The 20,950-nt window shown below is 60.4% G+C and carries 16 protein-coding genes and 1 pseudogene; 8 read left to right on the plus strand and 9 right to left on the minus strand.

The features are described from left to right. Positions 1-105: 105 nt before the first annotated feature. On the minus strand, positions 106-405 hold the full coding sequence (locus tag X771_RS163345; protein ID WP_023683381.1) for a hypothetical protein: 300 nt from the start codon (positions 403-405) through the stop codon (positions 106-108). A gap of 132 nt (positions 406-537) precedes the next feature. Further along, positions 538-1,443, minus strand: a complete 906-nt coding sequence (locus X771_RS163340; RefSeq protein WP_023683382.1) for a LysR family transcriptional regulator — start codon at positions 1,441-1,443, stop codon at positions 538-540. A gap of 172 nt (positions 1,444-1,615) precedes the next feature. On the opposite strand from X771_RS163340, the pseudogene X771_RS01000000164620 reads away from it, so the two are divergent. From X771_RS01000000164620 to X771_RS163320, 5 genes and pseudogenes are all read left to right on the plus strand, one after another. Continuing rightward, a pseudogene (locus tag X771_RS01000000164620) lies at positions 1,616-2,691 on the plus strand (class I SAM-dependent methyltransferase). 42 nt (positions 2,692-2,733) lie between these two features. Further along, on the plus strand, positions 2,734-3,033 hold the full coding sequence (locus X771_RS163335) for an antibiotic biosynthesis monooxygenase family protein (protein WP_023686292.1): 300 nt from the start codon (positions 2,734-2,736) through the stop codon (positions 3,031-3,033). Between the two features lie 142 nt (positions 3,034-3,175). After that, positions 3,176-3,814: a DUF1326 domain-containing protein gene (locus tag X771_RS163330; RefSeq protein ID WP_023683386.1), complete on the plus strand. Its 639-nt coding sequence runs from the start codon at positions 3,176-3,178 to the stop codon at positions 3,812-3,814. Between the two features lie 9 nt (positions 3,815-3,823). Then, on the plus strand, positions 3,824-4,687 hold the full coding sequence (locus X771_RS163325; protein ID WP_245261700.1) for a DUF2182 domain-containing protein: 864 nt from the start codon (positions 3,824-3,826) through the stop codon (positions 4,685-4,687). 121 nt (positions 4,688-4,808) lie between these two features. Then, positions 4,809-6,254, plus strand: coding sequence for an adenylate/guanylate cyclase domain-containing protein (locus X771_RS163320; protein WP_023686294.1), 1,446 nt, complete (start codon positions 4,809-4,811; stop codon positions 6,252-6,254). A 693-nt stretch (positions 6,255-6,947) separates the two neighbouring features. Here X771_RS163320 and X771_RS163315 read toward each other — a convergent pair. From X771_RS163315 to X771_RS163305, 3 genes are all read right to left on the minus strand, one after another. Then, entirely contained in the window at positions 6,948-8,102 is a 1,155-nt protein-coding gene (locus X771_RS163315) for a GNAT family N-acetyltransferase (protein ID WP_023686295.1), read from the minus strand. After that, positions 8,099-9,091, minus strand: coding sequence for a sterol desaturase family protein (locus tag X771_RS163310; protein WP_023686296.1), 993 nt, complete (start codon positions 9,089-9,091; stop codon positions 8,099-8,101). Before X771_RS163310 ends, X771_RS163315 begins: the two co-directional genes overlap by 4 nt. Before the next feature lie 203 nt (positions 9,092-9,294). After that, on the minus strand, positions 9,295-11,301 hold the full coding sequence (locus tag X771_RS163305; protein WP_023671805.1) for a heparinase II/III-family protein: 2,007 nt from the start codon (positions 11,299-11,301) through the stop codon (positions 9,295-9,297). Between the two features lie 16 nt (positions 11,302-11,317). Here X771_RS163305 and X771_RS163300 point away from each other — a divergent pair, with 16 nt between their 5' ends. Together X771_RS163300 and asnB are read left to right on the plus strand one after the other, a co-directional pair. Then, positions 11,318-12,559: a cellulase family glycosylhydrolase gene (locus tag X771_RS163300; RefSeq protein ID WP_023686297.1), complete on the plus strand. Its 1,242-nt coding sequence runs from the start codon at positions 11,318-11,320 to the stop codon at positions 12,557-12,559. Between the two features lie 222 nt (positions 12,560-12,781). Then, on the plus strand, positions 12,782-14,671 hold the full coding sequence (asnB, locus tag X771_RS163295; RefSeq protein WP_023686298.1) for an asparagine synthase (glutamine-hydrolyzing): 1,890 nt from the start codon (positions 12,782-12,784) through the stop codon (positions 14,669-14,671). Positions 14,672-14,689: 18 nt separating this feature from the next. Here asnB and X771_RS163290 read toward each other — a convergent pair whose 3' ends face one another. Continuing rightward, positions 14,690-15,808 (minus strand): glycosyltransferase family 4 protein, encoded by a 1,119-nt coding sequence (locus X771_RS163290; RefSeq protein WP_023671802.1) that lies wholly within the window; start codon positions 15,806-15,808, stop codon positions 14,690-14,692. Between the two features lie 26 nt (positions 15,809-15,834). Between X771_RS163290 and X771_RS163285 the strand changes: the two genes are divergently transcribed. Continuing rightward, positions 15,835-17,415, plus strand: a complete 1,581-nt coding sequence (locus tag X771_RS163285) for a lipopolysaccharide biosynthesis protein (protein ID WP_245262505.1) — start codon at positions 15,835-15,837, stop codon at positions 17,413-17,415. Between the two features lie 40 nt (positions 17,416-17,455). Here the strand turns inward: X771_RS163285 and X771_RS163280 are convergent, their stop codons facing one another. From X771_RS163280 to wecB, 3 genes are read right to left on the minus strand one after another with little or no spacing between them, the layout of a single operon-like run. Next, positions 17,456-18,259 carry a WecB/TagA/CpsF family glycosyltransferase gene (locus X771_RS163280; protein WP_031195422.1) on the minus strand — a complete coding sequence of 268 codons (804 nt, stop codon included), beginning with the start codon at positions 18,257-18,259 and terminating at the stop codon, positions 17,456-17,458. Further along, entirely contained in the window at positions 18,256-19,593 is a 1,338-nt protein-coding gene (wecC, locus tag X771_RS163275) for a UDP-N-acetyl-D-mannosamine dehydrogenase (RefSeq protein ID WP_023686301.1), read from the minus strand. The genes X771_RS163280 and wecC overlap by 4 nt, the downstream gene beginning before the upstream one ends. After that, positions 19,586-20,740 carry a UDP-N-acetylglucosamine 2-epimerase (non-hydrolyzing) gene (gene wecB, locus X771_RS163270; protein WP_023686302.1) on the minus strand — a complete coding sequence of 385 codons (1,155 nt, stop codon included), beginning with the start codon at positions 20,738-20,740 and terminating at the stop codon, positions 19,586-19,588. The genes wecC and wecB overlap by 8 nt, the downstream gene beginning before the upstream one ends. Between the last annotated feature and the right edge of the window lie 210 nt (positions 20,741-20,950).

Below are 20,950 nucleotides of genomic sequence, written 5' to 3' on the forward strand. Positions count from 1 at the left end.
ACAGCAACCACGGCAGTGACATGGTCTCGATGGCGGAGGATCGATGGGACATCCCGCCGGCGCGCGTGCCGGCGGGATGGAAGCATTGACGGGCGCGATGGCTCCTCACATCGCCATTTTTTCACACTCGGCCTGGGCCTTCTTGGTCGATGTATCGACCATGTAGGTTTTGCCCTTGGCGTCGGTCATCATCATCATGCAATGCTTGATCGGCTTGGCCATTTTCATCATTTCGGCGCTCATCTTGGCGTCCGGCATCATGGTGCCCATATGCCCGTCGGGCATGACGGCTGTCACTTGCCCGCCCTTCATCATGGACATCGTGCCCATCGTGTCCTCGGCGAATGCTTGCGAGGCGCAAAGAGCGGCAATGCTGGCGGCGACGAAGATTTTCAACGAATGCATTCGGAATACTCCCATTTTTGCGGGGCACAGTTGCCCCATTCGTGGGTTCGCCCGACATTGCGGTCAGTTACATCGACACGAAGATGTGATCGTATGGCGCATGTTTGCTGACGCGGAAGGCGGACTGTGGACTTAGAGACCAGTCGATCCCGCCGTCATCGGTATGTGCCAGTCATACTCCATCACCGCCTTGGCAAATGCAGAGATGGCGGGCGAAGGCAGTCGATCCGCGACGGAGACCAGTGACACCTCGCGCACGATCTCTGGGTCGACGACCAGCCTGTGGCAGACGCCCGGCTGGCTGGCGGAGAATTCCGCGATGAAGCAGACGCCCATTCCCGCGGCTACCATAGCCAGGATCCAGTCCTCGCGCTCGCTGCGATAGGCGCTCTTGATCTCGAAGCCGAGGTTTTGGCAGAGCTCGTCGATGCGATTCCCATATTCGCAGTTGATACGCTCGAGATAGGGCTCGTTGCGCACATCCGTCAGTTGCAGCGTATTCCGCGTCTCGAACGGATGCCCGGTTGAGAAAGCGAGCCCGAAGCGTTCCGTATAGACCTGCTCCGCCCTCAGCCGATGATCGAATGGCTCCGGGCGCGCCAAGAGCGCGATGTCCAGCTTGCCTTGCAGCAAAAGGTCGGTGAGGTGGTCAGCGGCGCCTTCGATTACGGTCACCTCGATTCCGGGAAACCGTTCGCGAAATGCATTGAGGAAGCCGATAAAGCGCAGCGGCCCGATAGTGCACATCACGCCGAGCGTCACCGGCGCCGTCTCGAGCGACAGAAAGCTTCTGGCGGTGCGCTTGGCATGCTCCGAGCGCTGCGCGATTTCGTCGAGATGACTCCGCATCAGGCGACCGAAATCGTTGAGCTGGACATGGCCCTTGTCGCGATGGAAGAGCAGTCCGCCGAGTTCCGCTTCCAGCTTCTGTATGGCGCGGGTGAGCGCAGGCTGAGTGATATTCACAAGGTCCGCCGCCTGGCGAAAGTTGAGCGTCTGGCAGGCGGCCAGAAAATAACGAATTTCGTGCATTTCCATGACACATCCCCGCTGATGCCCGGCATGCATCGCCGCAATCAGAACTCGGCATTATCGGCAGGTGCTATCCTTAGGTAAACTTTCTCCGCTGTCCATGGCCAGCCCATCCCGGCGGCGGGATCAGGCGTCCAGCCTTGGGCCGATGTTTGGGATCGAGCCGGAGGAAAAGCCGATGCTGGAGCGCAACAAGGACAAACAGCCCGACCAGGAAAAGCTGGAGGCCCTGCTGGGAAAGATGGTCGGCGATCTCGGCGCCATCACCACCGGGGCGGCCGTGCTGCTGGGAGACAGGCTCGGCCTGTTCTCGGCGATGAGCGAGGGCGGCAAGATGACCGCCGGGCAGCTTGCCGCAAACACCGGCACGCAGGAGCGGCTTGTGCGTGAATGGCTTTCGGCGCAGGCGGCCGCCGGCTATGTCGAATACGACGAGGCCAGCGACAGCTTCTACCTCAGCCCCGAGCAGGAACAGGTCTTCGTCAACGAGGACAGCCCCACCTTCATGGCCGGCGCCTTCGAGGTCGTCTCGACGCTATGGCTTGACGAAGAAAAGGTGCGGCAGGCGTTTCGTTCGGGCAAGGGCCTGGGCTGGCACGATCACAGCGCCTGCCTATTTCGCGGCACGGAACGGTTCTTCCGCCCGGGCTAAAACGCCAATCTGATCGGCTCCTGGCTGCCGGCGCTCGATGGCGCGGTCGAGAAGCTGGAGCGTGGCATAGACGTCGCCGACGTCGGCTGCGGCCACGGCGCATCGACCGTGCTCATGGCCAAGGCATTCCCGAATTCGCGCTTCACCGGCTTCGACTATCATGCCCCGTCGTCGAACGGGCGCGCGCCGCAGCCAGAGAGGCCGGCGTCGCCGGCAACACCCGCTTCGAAGTGGCGGCGGCCAAGGATTTTCCTGGCACCTACGGTCTTGTCGCCTTCTTCGACTGCCTGCACGACATGGGCGATCCGGAGGGTGCGGCCAGGCATGTGCACAAGGCACTGAAGCCGGACGGCACATGGATGATCGTCGAACCCTTCGCTCATGACAAGCTTTCAGCGAACCTCAATCCGGTCGGGCGCATCTATTACGCCGCCTCGACCTTCATCTGCACGCCTGCCTCGCTATCGCAGGAGGTTGGGCTCGGCCTCGGCGCCCAGGCGGGCGAGGCAAGGCTGCGCAAGGTGGTTACCGGCGGCGGCTTCCGCCGTTTCCGTCGCGCCACCGAGACGCCGTTCAACATGGTTCTGGAGGCTCGCCCGTAAGCCTGGTCGATTTATTAATTTGGCTATGGATTGGAGGAAGGCATGACCGCTTACAATGTCGTTCGGTTTCGCACCAAGCCCGGCAAGGAACAGGCCTTCATCGACGCGCACAAGAAGGCAACGCTCGACGTCAAGGGCTTCCGCAAAGCCGCGCTCGTCAGGACCGGCGACCGGACCTTCTGCGTCGTCGGTGAATGGGACGACATGAACAGCCTCGCCGCGGCCCGGCCGCATATGATCGGCCTTCTCGATACGATGCGCGATATGCTGGAGGATCTCGGCGCCGAGCTCGGCGTGACGGATGCCGTCTCCGGCACGTCCGTCGTCGAGATCCGGACCTGAAGCGCCCCAACTGCAGGTTTTGGCATGCACAGCTCGACCACCGGGGTGGGGCCAATCCATCAAAGTCAGTGGCGACGCACGAACTGCTGGAGCGCGACCAATCTTCGGCGTATAACTAGGCCCAATCTCCGGAGGATGAGCCATGAATGCAGTGCCTCAATGGCGGCTCGCAGGCGACTGGTTCGACATCTGCAGCTGCGACATCCCTTGCCCTTGCGAGTTCGCCCAGCGGCCAACCGGCAATCACTGCCAGGGCGTGCTCGCCTGGCATGTGCGCGAGGGTCAGTATGGCGGCGTGAAGCTCGACGGCCTGACGCTGGTGGCGCTCGGCGAGTTTGAAGGCAATCTGTGGGCCGGCGAGGCAAAGGCCGTGATGGGCATGTATCTGGACGAGAAGGCTGATGAGCAGCAGCGCGAAGCCCTGCAGGTGATCTTCGGCGGCCACGCCGGCGGCTGGCCAGCGGGTTTTGCCGCCAATATCGGGGAGATGCGTGGCATGGAGTTCGTGCCGATCACTTTCGAGGTGGCGGGCGACCTGGCCACCTGGCGGGTCGAAATTCCTGGTCTCGTCGTTGGACGCGCAGAGGCGCTTTCCGGTCCCACCACCCCGCCCGGCAAGCGAGTGCAGACGATCAACCCGCCGGGTTCGGAGGTCGGCCCGGGCCAGGTTGCCACCTGGGGGCGTTCTGTCGAGGTGAGCACCAAGGGCTTCGGGCTCGACTGGACTGGCACGGCCCGCTCGAGCAAGCACATTCCGTTCGACTGGACCGGCCCGAACTAGGGCGTGACAATGGCTGACGCGTTCCCCAGGAAATCGCGGCGGTTCACCCGGAATCTGCGCGGCATCCCGCTCGGCCTTCTCGCATCGCTCGTCGTGCTGACGGCAGCGGCGTGGACGCTCACCCTCTACCAGACATTCAGCATGGATATGCCCATGGGCATTGCCGCGCGCGGCGGTATGGAGGGTATGGAAGGCATGGCTGGCATGGCGATGGCCGGAATTGCCGCCGACGACTGGTCATTTGCCGGCGCCGCCGCTTTTCTCGCTGTGTGGACCGTGATGATGGCGGCTATGATGCTGCCAGCCGCGGCGCCCATGATATTTATGTTCGCGGCGGCGCAGGCTAGGCGCGAACAACATGTGGCCATCCCGACGTGGACCTTCGTCGCGGGCTATCTGCTCGTCTGGGCGGGGGCGGGCCTTGTCGTATATGTCCTGGTCCAGTTCGGTAGCGACGTTGCAACGAGCCTCGATCCGCCCCAGCGTGCGAAATGGGCACCGCTCGCGCTCGGTGCCACGCTTGGCGTCGCCGGGCTCTATCAATTCACGACCCTCAAGCACATTTGCCTCAGCCATTGCCGTTCGCCGCTCGCTTTCGTTGCGCAGCACTGGCGCGACGGGCGTGTTGGCGCGCTCAAGATGGGGCTGCGCCACGGTCTCTATTGCTTTGGCTGCTGCTGGGCGCTGTTTGCCGTGCTGGTCGCGACCGGCGTCATGAGCGTCGCCTGGATGTTGCTTTTGACGCTGCTCGTCTTCGTCGAGAAGCTGCTGCCCCGTGGCCGCCGCTTCGAAGGTAGTTTGGGCATTGCTTTGGTGGTCCTCGGGATCGTTGTATCGCTCGGGGCGATCGATATGCCTTGGATGGTCGGTTAGACGAGTAGGAGCATAAGCATCTCAGCTGTGCCGGCAGACGCTTTCGATGGCAATCCATTCGCATCGCGCTGGTTTTTTAGTAGGCTGTCGCACGGCAAGGCGGCAAGGTTGAGGGTCCGATGTGACGGTAGTCGACGATCGTCTTCTCGAAAGCAGGATGACCAAAGTAGAGCAGGCGCGAGTCTGGAGCCCACGCGTCATCTCGAAATTCGAGACACTGATCAGGAGCGCCGACGATCAGGCGCTCTATCGTGTCAATCCGCTGGCCTTCGCCCGCGACCGCGCAATCGCCGAACCTGAAGCGATCGACCTCTTCCTTCATGCCGCCCGCTGTGGCTTATTCGACATGAGCTGGGATGTGCTGTGCCCCCAGTCTGGGATGGTGCTCGATAGTTTCGGCGCCTTGCGCACGCTGAAGACCCACTATGTCTGTGGCTTGTGCGATGTATCGGGCGACACCGACCTAGACGACTTCATCGAGGTCACCTTCTCGGTATCGTCGAAGTTACGGCGCCTGCCGCACCACGATCCCCAGACGCTTTCCGTCGAGGATTTTCACTGGAAGCTCCACTTCGGACATGACGGGCGGCTACCGGGGCAAGACGTTCGCTTTCTTGACGTTCTGCGTGGCTTGGTTCGGGGCATGACGTTTCTGCAGCCCGGCACCATCACAGTGCTCCGCACTGACTTGGGACTAGGCGCCCTTTCGGGAGTCAACGTCCGGACGCAGGCTGCATTCGCCGTGCCAATATCAGGCGATCCGGTGTCGGCACCCACAGTTCTGAAGATCGATTATGACGGCAAACGCTTCCTGCCGGCATTGCCCGCCGTGCCACCCGGTCCGATCGTTATAGAGGTAGCAAATAGGGGGCCAGCGCGTGGTTCGCTGCTTGTCATCAACTGGCCGCCCGAGCTTGTCGCGTTGACGACCAAGCCGGCCCTCGATTTCGATCCTTATGTTTCCGGTGGAGCGCTGCTTGCACGGCAAACCTTCCGCCAGCTCTTCCGGTCCGAACGCGTCGACGAGAATGAGGGGCTCGGTATCCGGCAGATCACCTTCCTGTTCACGGACCTCAAGGGTTCGACCGCCATGTATGAGCGCCTTGGTGACCTCAACGCCTATGCTTTGGTCCGCGAGCATTTCGCTCTGGTCAACGCGGCGGTTCAGCAACATTGCGGCGCGGTGGTCAAGACGATTGGCGATGCGGTGATGGCTGTATTCTCGCAGCCGTCGGATGCGATTTCGGCTGCACTCCACATCTTTGAAGAAATCGATCGCTTCAACGGCGACCATGACGGGCCGGGGATCATTCTGAAGATCGGAGCCCATTGTGGCCCATCGATCGCCGTGACGCTCAACGACAACCTCGACTACTTCGGTCAGACCGTGAATGTCGCCGCGCGCGTGCAGTCCCTAGCAGAAGCCGGACAGATCTGCATTTCCGAAGCGCTCTATTCCGCGCCCGGGGTTAGCGAAATGCTTGCCGGCCATCGCGTCGAGGCGTTTGAAGCGCCTCTTCGGGGTGTGGAGGGTGATGCAACTGTCTATCGTATTATGCGGGGATAGACTCGGTCGCATGCCAACTCCCGAGGAACTGCTCGACCATCTTAGATTCAAATCGCCTGCCCCAACCTTCGTATCAAGCACGCACCAGTTCGCCTCATTTCGCAATGCTCTGCGAACTGCCGCCTTGCATCGGTCCGACGATGATTGGCGCAAAGCTGGCTGTGCCCTGGATTTAGCGATGTCGGCTTTTGGGTGCAGGACGGGACGGCAGGAATGTCTGATATGGGGCGCAAAGCTGCCGTTCGCATCGTGGATAGCTTCCGGGTCAGACTCTCCCTTTGCCTACCGGTCTTTGCAGCACCGAGAAGGGCCCACTACGCCCGACACTGTAGAAAATATCGCATGGTCTCCGAGTGGGGGGAAAGGCGGTAGCGCTCTCCCGCTACCAGCCTACCTAAGCTACTGAAATCATAGTAAAAACGCCGACCTATGGTAGCGCCCTGTCCGAAAAAATCTTCAATGATTCTCAGGACCTAGCCTGCTACCGTTGTGACGCCAACGAACGTGTTGCAACGCTTCGCAGACGACAAACTGCGCCTCGAGAGACGTGATTTGCGGGAATTGAAGTCTGCACCTGCGGACCCATTCGGTCCCGATTCCGAGGCGCAATCGACGCGGATTTTCGAATGGCGCGCCCATGTCGCACGCCAGCCCTCAACGCTCGGCGGCTTATGCCCAAGTTATCCAGCTAAATTAAGCAGTCTCATCGGGCGGGCGCTCTGGATTCGCCGACGCCAATCCGCGTGAGCCTACGCGGATCGTCTGACAGATACGATCAGCGAGAGAAGCGAGCGCGCCCTGCACAGTGCGTGCCCCAAGAACGGATTGGAGGGTAACGGCCTGTGTTGCAAACCTATGTTTGAAGGCCTCTCCGCCACAGAGGAAATCGACCAATCCCAAGCCGTGATCAAACGACCACTGTATATACTCCGTAATCAGGACCGCACCCGGCGACGCTCGGCTAAAGTCAGGGTCGTAGGTGGTAACGAATGCCATCATGACGTTGTGCTGGACGATGTTGATGGAAACCGCGACCATCGCACCATTGCATTCAAGTACGAAAATGCGCAGCACACCGGCGCGTGACAGCGCGTCCACCAGGGCGGCAAGAACCGGCTCGCCCTCTTCGAAAAGGTCGGATTCACGCGTGTGCTTTTCCAGCCATCTGCGCTTCAGCGCCGACAGTCGCTCCAGCAATGGCTGCAGCGGCTCGTCGGCCGACAGGAGGCGGAATTTCACTTCGCCTGTTTCTTCCAGTATCTTGATGCCGCGCCGATAGTTCTGGCGCATCTTTTTCGGCTGGTCCGCCAGCCATGCTGCTCCGCTGGCCCACTGTCCAGCGACGCGATAACTGACTTCCTCCCGGTGATTGGCGCGAAGCTTGACGCCGCTGGAAGAGCCCGGTGTAAAAATCCTGCGGGCTGCCGCATCCGGCGACAGACGATTGATAAAAGCAAGATCGAAGCCACCCGCCGAACAGATCCGGTTCCAGAGGTTCTGGAGGGCCGATAGGGAGCATTCCGGCGCGACAAGAATATCACCATAGTCCGTATAGCTATTGGCGGCCCATTCGAGGAGCCGAAGTCCTTTTCGTCTGCCGATCGCCAGGGGAATGACAGCGACCAGCCTGTCATCGCTCCATACCAGGCCGATCCGCAGCGAGCGCCGGTCGCGGTCACGCACGGTGCTCCACCATGCCGAAACCCAGGCATGGCTCTGAAAGATCAGTGCATGGGTACGATGCCATAGGTCTACCCATTCGGCTTCGATGGCGGCCAGGCGATCCGTCGAACTGACGATTTCCAGTCGCTCCGCACCAACAGCGTCAATCGAAGCCATTTTGTTCATGGTTGGAGACGGTCCTGCGGCTGCGCGACATCGATGCGCTTTTGAAAGAGTCGCATGATATGGTTTGCCATTTTCTTGAGCGGCAGCACGTAAAGTCCGAAAAGCGACTGATAGTCGCGTACGTCGCGATCTATCAGTCCAAACTTGAGGTCTTCGTCCGGATCCGGGATGAACTGCGTTCCGAATATGCGATCCCAGAATGAAAAAAGCAGCCCGAAATTCTTGTCGTAGTGGCGAGGGTCGACACTGTGATGCACCTGGTGCCAGTGCGGACACAAGATGACGCCGTTCAACCGGCCGAAGGAAATCTTCAGATGCGTGTGGCGAACAAAGTCCATCATGAGAATGTTGCGAATGACATAGACGTTGATGCCAAATATGGCGATCTCGACCGGATCAAGCGCAATCAGGCTCCACAAGCCGAAACTGATCCCCGGTATGACGCCGTCCCAGATCCGGTTCATCAGATCGTCCAGGGGGTGAACCCGGTCCTTGGTGATCCCAACCATCACTTCGGCCGAATGATGCACCTTGTGCAATTCCCACAGGAACGGGAAACGGTGCTGGGCAACGTGATATAGGTAGTAGGAGATATCGTAAGCAACGAGCATGGTTGCGGTGAAGAGGATGATCGTCACTGGGCCGGCGGGGCCGGGTATCAGCGGTTGCGAGATGCTGAAGAGCCAGCCGACTGCCTGGTTTGTTGCATATCCCGTGGCGGCAACGAAGGTGACACCGGCGGGAATGAGCAGGAAGGGCATCACCAGCCTTTTCGTGATCCAGAACAATGCGTCCGCTCGCGCCGATGGGTGCATGATGACTTCCGCGGGAAAGGCGAAGTCGAAAAAGTCCCGGAAGGATTTCTGTTCGACCGTTCGCCAGTAGGCGACCACCGCGCTCCCCAGCGCCGTGAGCAACAGGAGACCGAGTGTCAGCAGATCGATGTGTGAGAGTTTTTCCACGATCACTCTGGCGAATTCCGAAAACATCGATGCAGTGGCTCCTAGGTGGTGAAATGGTGATCCGGCTCGTCGCGAAGCACATATTGCCAGGCCCATCATATGCTGCCCGCAACTGTGTATCGGGATGCGACTGGCAGAACAATCATGGCCAAATTAGCAGATCAACGGTGTCAAAACCGCTAAATATCTGAACGTAATTAATGTCGAACGCTGCGCCTGCAACCTGCCCGTTATCGGGTCTGCGGCGGACTTGGCGCGAGCCGGATGACTACTCCCTTTTCGCCTACTTGGCCACGCCATGCGAGGCGTTCGGCTGGCTGCCTTGCACCAAAACGCGGCGAAACCCAGCCGCCCTGGCCCGGTGTGTCGCCGCCGGAACGGATGTGGATCGCTGCGTCTGGAAAGTGGATAGTCATCAAAGGTTCAGCGCCGCGCAATATCGTGACAATGTTTCCATCCCTGTTGGCGTGGAGGTCGGCGGCGAGTTGGAAGACGATCTCAGCGACGCGGCTGCCGCCGAGCAGTTGGTCGGTCACGAGGATGCCGTCGCCATCGCGTGTCACGGCGCGTTGATGCACAACGCCGAAGCGGCCTTTGTACCCGTCATGTCGGGCACACAGCCTCCAGTGCGGCCCCGGCTCGCTCTCCACCAATGTCGCAACCGCCTTGTGCGACCAGTTGAACGCCCCGGAGATGATGCTTTGGCTTTTACCCTCTAGGTTCAGCGTGTTGTGCGCCGGCGTCGAGCGGAACCAGTCGCGCCAGCCTCCCCCCGAACCATAGAGCCATGTGCCGGGGTCGACCAGCACCGGATCGCCGTCAATGCACAGGGTGAGCGACAGCGCGTCGGCATGACCGTGCGCCGCTATCGAAAGGTAGCCCAGCGGGCCGTGGTCGTATGTCAGATGGACGTTGCGACCATTCATCTCGCCGCGCCAGACGGAGAGCCCGCCTTGCGTGAATGTATGCAATCCATTCGGCACCGGCGCCGGCCGCGGTGGCGCGCCGAAGAAAAGCGCACGAAAATCGCCAGGCTCCGGTGCGCTGCCCGGCATCCGTAGAAAACCACGGATGGCGGCCGCGACCGATCCGACATAATCGGTTTCGCCCCCCAGCGTGATCACGCGGCCTTCATCATTGTCGCCGAAGCCGCTGGTTTTCGGCGGGAGCCAGCCTGCGAAATTGGCGAAAGCGGCCAAACGCGCTTCGACGGGCTGGGGAAAAGGCAGTCCGGCCTGGCGCGCCGCCGCAGCGCACAGCAGGAAAAGTTCGGCACTGAAGGCGGCGTAGGTCGGGGTCTGCTCGGCCCCGGCGCCATCGGCCAGGATCTGTTTGAGCACCTCAGCCAGGAGCGACTCGCGAGCCACCTCGGCCCCGAAAGCCAGACCGATCAAATATTCGCCAGCCAATTCCGCGACGAGATGGTTGTTGGCGGACGAAAAACGGGAGGGAAACCGCGGCAGCCAATAGGCGCTTGCCGCCAGTATTTCACCGACTTTTTCTCGCGTCGCCGCGCCAAGCCGGTCGCCGACGAGGTCGAGCGTGACAATCAGGCTGATGGCTCGTAGCGCGACCTCGATGCCCGAGGCCCAGCCAACGCCCCGAAATGGTGGGTTGGCGAAATGCCAGCTCTCGATCGCCGCCTCGATGGCCGCACGGGATTGATCATCGCCGGTGAGAAGCAGATGGGCAGCCAGTGGCGGCAGTTGCTGCAGCCGGTTGATTTCCCAGACATATTTTACATCGCCACGGCCGGTGGCATGGCGAAAATCGATATCGAAAGTATGGGTCTTGGGGCCTGGCCAAAGCCGGCCGGTCACCGGATCAAGGCGCCAGAGCTCGGGTGGAAAGAGAGTATAGGGGTCTCGCTGTGGCCAGGTCTGCCCAAGTGCTGAAAACTGGCCCCGAAGAGTGTTTTGCGCAGCCGCCTCGATAGCTTGCCGCTGGGCTGGTGTCGCAGCGGCCGGCACAGCATTCCGCAATCCGTGCAGCACCGGGTGCAACTGCGGCGACGCATAGCGCTGCCAGCCGTTGTCGCGGCGGCGCGAAACGGTCCTCCGGCGCTGCTCGTCCAACCGATGCAATATCTCGGCCAACTCCATGCTGCGCAATCGGTTGAAATACCACCCGACCCTCATCCGCGCTCCGCCAAGATTTTGATCCTCATACACCATCCCGTCGAAAAAGCGTGTGGCGGCATCCTCTTTTCCGTTCCCGCGGTTAATATCTTCGGCCATGACGCGGAGTTTTGCGATGAGAAAAGTGGTCTACGTCATAGCGTGCGCGCTTGGCATGGCTTTGTCAGCCGAGGCGGCGCCGATCCCGCTTGAGCGCGGCGTTGGCGTCCATGAATGGCTCAACTGGTCGCCGGTGGAGAAAGATGGTTCCTACAAATGGCCGCCCTATCGCAGCGAGAAGGAATGGCTTGCGGGCGGCAGGCCGCTCACCGATTGGCCGGACGGCGACCAGTTTGATCGCATTCGATCCATGGGCTTCGACTTTGTCCGGCTGAGTGTCGACCCTGGCCCTCTGCTTGCCAGCGAGGGCGCCAAACGACAACAGGCGCTGGACATGCTTGCCGCTGCGGTGCAGCGGGTGGTTTCAAGCGGGCTCAAGGTGGTTTTCGATCTGCATGGCGTCAGCCAGGTTCCGGCCTACAGCATGGAAATGATCTATGGCGGGGCCGACAGCGAGGGTGTTGCCCGCTATCGCAAAATGGTAGTGGCGGTGGCTGCCATGCTGATCAAAATTGGCGCCGACAAGGTCGCCCTCGAGCCCTATAACGAGCCCGCCTACTACCCTTGCGATTCAAGCGGCAGCGATGACTGGCAGCGGATCATGGCAGGCACGGTTCGCGATATTCGCGCCGTCAGCAGCGAACTCACCATCGTCGCGACCGGCGCCTGCGGCGGGAGCATCGCGGGACTGGTCAACCTGGACCCCAACTTCGACGACCCCAACGTCTATTACAGTTTCCACATGTATGATCCGCACAGCTTCACGCACCAGCGGGCCGATGACAAGAACGCTTTCTCCTCCGGCCTTCCCTGGCCTGCCGACGCCAGCACGCCCGAAGTGGTCGCCGAAACCCTCAAGGCGCAGATGGACGCCGCCGGCTTGAGCCAGATCGAAGAGGTGATGAACATGGCCTCGGCGCGTGAAACGATCGCCCGATACTTTGAGCAGAATTGGGGGCAGAGCCAGCTCGAAGCGGGTTTCCGTCAGGCGGTCGACTGGGCTGAAGCCCATGGCATAGCGAGCCGACGCCTGTTCGTGGGCGAATTCGGCGTTATCCTGATGTCTGCGGATGGCCGCATGGGAGCTTTCGATGCTGATCGCCTGCGCTATCTCATCGCAGTGCGCAGAGAGGCGGAACGCTTCGCGATGCCGTGGTCGGCCTGGGAATTCTCCAATCCTTACGGAATGAGTGTTATCCAACCCAAGGGGCCTGCGATCCCGGACCGGGAGATGTTGCGGGCACTGGGCCTGCCATAACTCGTCATCGGGTCAGGATCGGTTCGAGCGGTCTGCCTGGTTGCTGGCGATCAATCGCGTGAAACCCAAGGACTGTCGTCTCCAGTTGCAGCCGAGAGGGCCTGATCGAACCAAATCAGGCTCAGTTTTAAAATCACTCCACCGAGCAGCTATTTAATATATTCGCTGTAGATTGGTGTCCTCGATCATACGCAAACAAGGGAAAGAGGGCCAAGGGAAAGAATGTGCGGAATTGCCGGCTGGATTGGGCGCAGGGTCGAGAAGCCACAAGATCGGGCCGCCGGGATGTCGAATGCCTTGCAGCATCGTGGTCCCGATGCCGAAGGCATCGAACTCCTGGACCTGAACACAGGCGAGGACCAGTTGGCATTGGTGCATCGCCGCCTGGCGATTATTGACTTAAACGCCGATTCAAATCAGCCGATGCAGACCGAGGACGGACGGCTCCGGATTATTTTCAACGGCGAAATATACAACTACATCGAGCTGCGTGAGGAGTTGATCGGTCTCGGTCACCGTTTTCGCACACGCTCCGACACGGAAGTGCTGCTCAGGGCTTATGACCAGTGGCGCCTGGCCATGTTCGACCGGTTGAGCGGGATGTTCGCTTTTGCGCTGTGGGACGCTCAACGGCGCGAATTGATCCTCGCCCGCGACCCCTTTGGAAAAAAACCCCTTTACCTCATGCAAGGCAGAAATTTGCTGTCGTTTGCCTCGGAGATCAGCGCGTTGTTGTCTGCGCAGCCAGATGGCCAGCAGCTCGATCTGGATGGAGTGCGCGAGTATCTGACCTGGCGTTACGTGCCTGGACCGCGGACGCTTTTCAAACAGATCCGCAAGCTCAACCCGGGAAGCTACGCTGTGTGGTCGCAAGGGGAAGTAACGGAAACGCGCTATTATGCGCCCCCGGATCAGACCGATCTGACAGCGGATATCGATCCAGGAACCGCCAAGCGACGATTTCTGGAATTGCTCGACCGTTCTGTCGAGATCAGGATGCGCAGTGATGCGCCGTTTGGCGCCTTTCTATCCGGGGGGCTCGACTCGTCGGCAATCGTTGCCCTGATGACCAGGCACAGCGACAACCCCATTCGTACGTTTTCGGTCGGTTTCAGCGAACAGGCTTACAGCGAGCTTCCATTCGCCCGGCGCGTCGCCGATCATTTCAAGACCGATCATTGCGAAATCGTCATCCAGGCGGATGACCTGATGAATCATCTGCCCAAGATGGTCCGCCATCGGGGGGCACCTGTTTCACAAAGTACGGACATTCCAATTTACCTGATGTCGGTTCGAGCCTCGCAGGACGTCAAGATGGTGCTTACGGGCGAAGGGGCGGACGAGATTCTCGGCGGCTACCCCAAACATCGCGCAGAGTCTCTGGCGGGTGTCTACCGGTCACTTGTTCCAGCGTCGCTTCACAACAATCTCCTCGCCCCTTTGATGCGCGCATTGCCCGGCGCATCGGCCAAGTTCGATACATTTGCCCGAAGCGCGGGTGAACGGGACTTTGCCACCCGGATGATCTCCTGGTTTGGAGCCATGACGGCGCGGGAACGCGATTCGCTCCTCGGTGGGTTGGCCACTTGCGGCCATGACTGCAACGATTTCCCGTTCTCTTCGAGTGTGACGGAATCCCATCTGCGCCGTGTGTTGTTTTTTGATCAGACATCGTGGTTGCCCGACAACCTCTTGGAACGGGGCGACCGGGTGATGATGGCCGGTTCAATCGAGGGGCGAATGCCATTCCTTGATCGCGATCTGGTTTCCTTCGTCAGCCAACTGCCCGATCGTTACAGGCTGGGCCTCCTGCACAGCAAACAGATCCTGCGCGACTGCTTGGCCGGCATGGTTCCCGACGAGGTCCTCAACCGCCCAAAGATCGGCTTCAAGGTGCCCGTCGCCGAATGGTTCCGCGGGCCGATGAGCGATTATGTACGAGACCATCTGTGTTCGTCCCATTCGGTCATCCGTAGCTATTTGAGCGCCAAGAAGCTGGACCAGATTGTCACGGAGCACGCCGAGCGCGCCGCGGACCACGAAAAACTGATATGGGCGCTTTTGAACCTGGAGATATTCCACCGCGAATTCGCGCTTGGCCCGCCGCAGTGACGACAATGAAGGACAGCGTCAGCGTTTGACCGATCGAGCCTCGGACGCGACCGATCTCCAGACATCGCAGATCGCGTCGACAAACGGTGCAAGCTCAAGCCTTTCCCGGTGCACCGCCATGGCGGCGGCGCCAAGCCTCGCGCGCAGCGCCGTATCCTCGACCAGCCGAGTTAACGCCTCGGTCAACGCCGCCACATCGCCGGGCGGCACCAACAGACCGGATTGTTCGTGGGTGATGATGTCCTCGACCGCGCCAACCGGGGTGGCCACGACAGCCAGGCCGGCCGCCATGCCTTCGATCACCGACATTGGCAGATTTTCGGCGAACGAGGGGAGCACCAGAATATCGGCCGAAGCGATCAGTGATGCGACCTCGTCAGGTCCCACCCAGCCCGGAAAAGCAATACGGTCGGCAATCCCTAGAGCGACCGACCTGGCTCGTGCCGGCTCGACCTCACCATCGCCGGCGATCGTGGCACGCCAACCCCTGAGATGTTTCATCCGCTCCAGCGCCTCGCCCAACTGCGGCACGCCCTTTCGCTCGCCGATGCGGCCGAGGAACAGGATGTGCACGTGATCGCCTCCGCCGACATGCGCCAGGGAAGGAACTGCCGTGGCGTTGGGAACGATGACAATATTGCCGCCGTTCGCCGGTGCCCGGCTGGCGACGAAATCGCGCCAAAGCCCGCCCAGGACAATCACCCGGCCGGCATGCTCGAACAGAGCCCTGATACGGCGGCTCATGAAACTATGATCATCTTTCCAGAATGTCTGATACTGCGCCCCATGCAGATGAAGGACATATGGTATCGACAACAGCCTGGCGCAGGCGGCGATCATCATCTTGCGATAGGTGCTGCCGGAGACCGATATATTGATGTGAATGACGTCGGCGCGTCTGTCGAGGCGGGCCGCAAGCATCCGCGCGCAAAAACCAAGCATGTAGAAGATCGAAAGCCCGACATGTCCCGGGCCACGGCTGGAAAGAAAGCGCAGATCGATGTCGGCGATCTCTTGCCGTTCGAACTCCTGCTTCAGCGCCCCCATGATCCGGTCGATGCCGCCTTGTCCCGAAACGCCCGAGGGCGTTGCGACCAGGACATGTATTTTTCTATTGTGGGCGAGACGCTGCAACATGACACCATTTGGATTGCGGATGCCGGGTGACCGTAAAGCAAAGGTTCCAAAAAAGGTTTACGACAAATCTTTTGGTCAAACTGTATCCGTTCACCCTTTGCCGTCATCATGCTGGAATTCCCGTCGGTCAACGGTTAATCGACGGCAAATTTTCCGGGGACAACCCTTTGCTGCTCCGTTCCACACTCATCTATGGCCCCGCTATTCTGCTGACGCGGGTTTCCGCTCTGCTCCTGCTGGTCGTCATGACGCGGCTGATCGACCAGACCGAGTATGGCCTGCTGACCCTGGTGGTCACCGTGGGCGAAATGACGGATGTTGCCGTTACCAACTGGCTGCGCATTGCCTTGCTGCGGCTTGGTGGAAAAGGCGACGTCAGCCGTGGCAGCCTGATGCTTGCCGGACAGGTATTGCTTGCCACCACGGTGCTGGCCCTGATCATATCCGTGATCGCCTCGGCGGTGATCGTGCCGGAGCGCTGGATCGAATTTGCAATCGCCGTCTGCAGCTATCTGATTGCCGGCTCCATCAGCCGGTTTGCGTTGACGGTGCTGCAAATGCAGCAGCGTCATTCCCTCTATTCAATGCTTGAATATCTGCGCGGCCTGCTGCAACTCGCCTTGCCGATCGCCGCCATCCTTATCTTCCAACGCTCGTTTCTGACGGTATCGCTCGGCTCGAGCCTCGCCGTGCTGATTGCCGGCATCGTGGCGTGCGTGGTGGCATCCGGGCGCGTTATTGGCGGCCCGCCGCGCTTCACCCACAAGGAGTTTTTTGCCCTCGGCGTGCCCCTCGTCATCATGGCGCTGGTCGGTTTCGGTCTCAACAGCGCTGAACGCGTCTTCCTCAAGCTCTACTACGATGCCGGCGCGGTGGCTGTCTTCGCAGCCGCCTACGCATTGGCTCGGCAGCCGATCGATATGGTCGCCAACGCAATCAACATGGGCGCATTTCCAGAAGTGGTCAGCCGCTTCGACGAAGAGGGATCCGAGGCGTCCGGGCGGTTGTTGTCGCAACTCATGGCCTTGATGATACGCCTTTGCCTGCCGGTCGCAGCAACGCTTATCGCGCTCAGCGGCGACATCACGCGACTCCTGCTGCCCGCGGAATATCATGGTCGCTTCGGTCTGCTGTTTCCGATCATCGCCTTCAGCGTTCTTTGTGCCAATCTTACAAGCTTCGTTTATGGCGTCGTGGTGCACGCACATAAGCGGCCGTGGTTGCTGATCATCGCCAATTCCTTCGGCTCGGTGGCAACGATTTCACTGTCTTTTCTGTTGATTCCCACCATGGCGGAGGTTGGCGCGGCGTTGGCGTTGGCGGGCGGATCGCTGGCAGGTCTTGCAGCCTGCATCGTCATCGCCGAGAGGCTCACGCCGGTGCCGGTTCCCTGGCGCGACATCGCTGTCTCGGCCATCATTTCTATCTGCACCGGACTGGCCGCCAGCCTTGCCAGCACTGCGCTGGGCAATATGCCGGCGATCTTTCCGCTCGCGGCGGGCGGTGTCGCCGGCGCTGCGGCTTTCCTGGGACTGACCTGGTTGTTTCACCCCGCGGCCGTGACGCAGTTCATCGGCAAGCTAAGGGCACGGCTCCGGATCGCATAAATCCCGCGCAATGAGGCATGCTTGTCTGAAAGTCGCGAGCCTACGGATTGACGTTTCGGCGTCCCCGGCGAGACCAGAACTCACGCCACAGCAGCAGTGCATAGGCGGTGTTGGTATCGTAGTAGCGGCGCCACAAGCGTCGCGGCTCCTGTGCCACACGGAACAGCCACTCCAGGCCGGCCGCCTGAACCAGTTTCGGTGCCCGGGCGACCTTTCCACCATAGACGTCGAAGCTGCCGCCCACGCCCATGACGAAACTCGGAGCGAGTACGTCGCGATAGCGCTTGAGAAAGCGCTCCTTGCTCGGCGTCGGCATCGCCACAAACAGGCAGTCGGCACCTGAAGCGTTGATGGCCTCGACGATCGCGGCCTCTTCGTCCGCCTTGAAATACCCATTGCGCCTGCCGGCAATGGCCAGGCTCGGATGATCTCTGGCAAGTCGGCTTTCAACTGCGTCGAGAATGTGCTGTTCAGCGCCCAGAAGGTAGGGGCGATAGCCACGCCTGGCGCACAGCGCAAGCAGGTTGATCATGACGTCGACGCCGGTCACACGCTCCGGCAACTCGACGCCGCAGAGCCGCGCGCCCCAAAGCACGCCTTTGCCGTCGACATTGACCATATCCGCCCCGACGACATCCTCGCGCAGTTCGGCATTCTTGCGCATGTTCACAAGCTTGGCGACGTTCACGACAACATGATGAAGCGGCCGCCGCGTCGCCATCGCCTCGTCTGCGATGGCCAGCGTCTCGGCCATGGTCAGCGCATGGATGGTCGCGCCGAGAAACTCGCGGCGGCGTGATGCCAATAGAGAGTGTTGCGCCCATGCCGGGTCATGCGAGTTCATGCCGCTTCTCCGGTGCGAGCGAGAGACTGCGAGCGTTCCATTTCGGATTTCTTGCCTTCGATGCGGGCGTCGGGCTTGCGCGCCTTGCGCCAGGTCCACAGGCCCCGTGTGTCGACGAGCTTCTTGTCCTTGAGCGCTTCGGGATCGATCAGATTGAATTGTCGATGGTCGACCAGCAGGACGACGATATCGGATTGGTCAATAGCGGAAAGTGCATCGGTGAACATGACGCCGCTGCCCTCGAGCTCGTGTGGCAACTGACGCGCATTGGGCTCGGCAGCGACGATCTTGATATTGGGAATCTTGGACAGAAGCTTAACAACCTCGACAGCCGGGCTCTCGCGCATATCGTCGATATTGGGTTTGAAGCTGAGGCCAAGACAGGCGATCGTCTGCTTGCGGGTCGGGTCGAGCAATGCCTCGATGTCCCTGACCACCGACAAGGGTCGCTCGGAATTGATGCGCCGTGCCGAACTGATCAGCCGCGTATTGTTCGGTGCGGCGTCGATGATAAAATACGGATCGATCGCAATGCAGTGGCCGCCCACGCCCGGGCTCGGCTGCAGGATGTTCACGCGAGGATGCCGGTTGGCGAGATCGATTACCTCCCAGACGTTGAGCGACAGATCCTGGCACACCGCCGCAAGCTCATTGGCGAAGGCGATATTGACATCGCGGAACGCATTTTCGGTCAGCTTAACCAGTTCCGCGCTTTCGGCCTGGGTTATGAACAGGTCGCCGGCGACGAAGCTTGAATAGAGTGCCGCTGTCCGCTCCGAAGACTTTCGGGACAGCCCGCCGATCGAGCGATCATTGTTGATCAGTTCGGTCAGCACCTTTCCCGGCAGCACGCGCTCGGGAGAGTAGGCGACCAGGACGTCAGCTTCCTCGCCATGTGCGACGGGAAATTTGAGATCGGGTCGCAGTTCCGCGAGCAGCGCTGTCATGACACGCGTCGTACCGACCGGCGATGTTGATTCCAGCACCACCAGGTCGTCCCGTTTTAGCACCGGAGCGATGCTTCGCGCTGCCGCAAGCACGTAGCTGACATCCGGCTTGCGGTCCGGGGTGATCGGAGTTGGAACGGCGATAATATAGGCATCGGCCGGCTGAGGCGTACTGAATGCCTTGAGCTTGCCATTGGCGACGACTTTCTGGATCAAACCATCCAGGTCCGGTTCGATGATGTGGATTTCGCCGCGGTTGACCTTCGCGACCACCGCCTCGTTGATATCGACACCGATGACATCGAGTCCGCGGCTGGCAAAAATGGCACAGGTCGGCAGGCCGATATAGCCCATGCCGATAACGGAAACGGTTTTGATTTCAGCCATGATTCAGCAATTCCTCAACGATCCGGCTCGCAGCTTGGCCATTGCCGTATGGATTGTGCCTCTCCGCCATGCCGCGATAGACGCTCTCATCATCGAGCAGGCTATTGGCATTGGCCAGAATTTTTTCGATATCGGTGCCGACCAGCCGGGCAGTACCAGCGGCGATCCCTTCGGGTCGCTCCGTGTTTTCCCGCATCACCAGCACCGGCTTGCCGAGTGAAGGCGCCTCTTCCTGCACGCCGCCGCTGTCGGTCAACACCAGGTAGCTCTGTTTCTGCAGGTACAGGAACGGCAAATAGTCCTGCGGGTCGATCAGGTGGATGTTCGGCACCGTCCCGATTTCGGCCTCGACCACGGAGCGCACATTCGGGTTGGGATGGACCGGGTAGATGATCTGCACATCCCTGCGCGCCGACAATGCCTTCAGCGCGGTGCAGATTCTCTGGATGCCGCCATCGAAATTCTCACGGCGATGACCGGTGACGAGTATCATTTTCTTGGTCGGATCGATGAAGGGGAAACGAGCGGCGAGCTTGGCGTTCATCAGCTTGTCGGCATCGATCTCGCTGGAGAAATGCAGCAGCGTGTCGATAACGGTATTGCCGGTTACGAAGATGGTGTTCGCAGCCTTTCCTTCGGCGATGAGATTGTCGCGCGCCTCGGTGGTCGGCGCAAAATGCCAGGTGGCGATGTTGCCGGCAATCTTGCGGTTCAGTTCCTCCGGAAAGGGAGAGTTGATGTTGTGGCTGCGCAATCCCGCCTCGATATGGGCAACCGGAATCCGCTTGTAGAAGGCAGCTAGAGCCGCGGTCATCGCGGTGGTTGTGTCGCCCTGGACGACGACGATGTCCGGCTTCGCCTTCTCCAGCACCCCCGCCATTCCGAGGAGCACGCGCGAGGTCACGTCGAACAACGTCTGACCTGGCTGCATGATGTTGAGATCGTAGTGCACCGGCAGGCCCGTCAGTTCAATGACCTGATTGACCATCTCGCGATGCTGGCCCGTCACACATATTTCCGTGGTGAAGCCTGGATGGGCGAGCGCGGCCCGCGCCACCGGAAAACATTTGAGCGCCTCCGGCCTCGTGCCGAACACGATCAGCAGTTTTCGCCTTGAGGGCAAGTTCGGATGTGAAACGGCGTTCATGGTTGACCCTGGTCACCGAAAGCGTGGGCGCCCGGCTGACATGTGCTTTCAGCCTAACAATAGCGCCCTGAACCGCCTTCGTATTCAAAAAAATTAACGTATGATTAACGCTAGAGTCCGCAGCCCCCCTTGGGCAACCCTTGCCAGGAACTGTGGGGAAAGATACCAGAGCAAAGCCATTTTTTGCTTTAACGAGAATAACTTGGGTTG

This window comes from Mesorhizobium sp. LSJC269B00, assembly GCF_000502815.1.
GTDB lineage: Bacteria > Pseudomonadota > Alphaproteobacteria > Rhizobiales > Rhizobiaceae > Mesorhizobium.

Excerpts from the sequence above, each read along its gene's own strand:
- X771_RS163330 (WP_023683386.1), top strand. The coding sequence starts at position 3,176 with ATGAATGCAGTGCCTCAATGGCGGCTCGCAGGCGACTGGTTCGACATC.
- X771_RS163290 (WP_023671802.1), bottom strand. The coding sequence starts at position 15,808 with ATGTTGCAGCGTCTCGCCCACAATAGAAAAATACATGTCCTGGTCGCA.
- X771_RS163305 (WP_023671805.1), bottom strand. The coding sequence starts at position 11,301 with ATGGCCGAAGATATTAACCGCGGGAACGGAAAAGAGGATGCCGCCACA.
- X771_RS163325 (WP_245261700.1), top strand. The coding sequence starts at position 3,824 with ATGGCTGACGCGTTCCCCAGGAAATCGCGGCGGTTCACCCGGAATCTG.
- wecB (WP_023686302.1), bottom strand. The coding sequence starts at position 20,740 with ATGAACGCCGTTTCACATCCGAACTTGCCCTCAAGGCGAAAACTGCTG.
- X771_RS163340 (WP_023683382.1), bottom strand. The coding sequence starts at position 1,443 with ATGGAAATGCACGAAATTCGTTATTTTCTGGCCGCCTGCCAGACGCTC.
- wecC (WP_023686301.1), bottom strand. The coding sequence starts at position 19,593 with ATGGCTGAAATCAAAACCGTTTCCGTTATCGGCATGGGCTATATCGGC.
- X771_RS163315 (WP_023686295.1), bottom strand. The coding sequence starts at position 8,102 with ATGAACAAAATGGCTTCGATTGACGCTGTTGGTGCGGAGCGACTGGAA.
- X771_RS163280 (WP_031195422.1), bottom strand. The coding sequence starts at position 18,259 with ATGAACTCGCATGACCCGGCATGGGCGCAACACTCTCTATTGGCATCA.
- X771_RS163300 (WP_023686297.1), top strand. The coding sequence starts at position 11,318 with ATGAGAAAAGTGGTCTACGTCATAGCGTGCGCGCTTGGCATGGCTTTG.
- X771_RS163345 (WP_023683381.1), bottom strand. The coding sequence starts at position 405 with ATGCATTCGTTGAAAATCTTCGTCGCCGCCAGCATTGCCGCTCTTTGC.
- asnB (WP_023686298.1), top strand. The coding sequence starts at position 12,782 with ATGTGCGGAATTGCCGGCTGGATTGGGCGCAGGGTCGAGAAGCCACAA.
- X771_RS163310 (WP_023686296.1), bottom strand. The coding sequence starts at position 9,091 with ATGTTTTCGGAATTCGCCAGAGTGATCGTGGAAAAACTCTCACACATC.
- X771_RS163335 (WP_023686292.1), top strand. The coding sequence starts at position 2,734 with ATGACCGCTTACAATGTCGTTCGGTTTCGCACCAAGCCCGGCAAGGAA.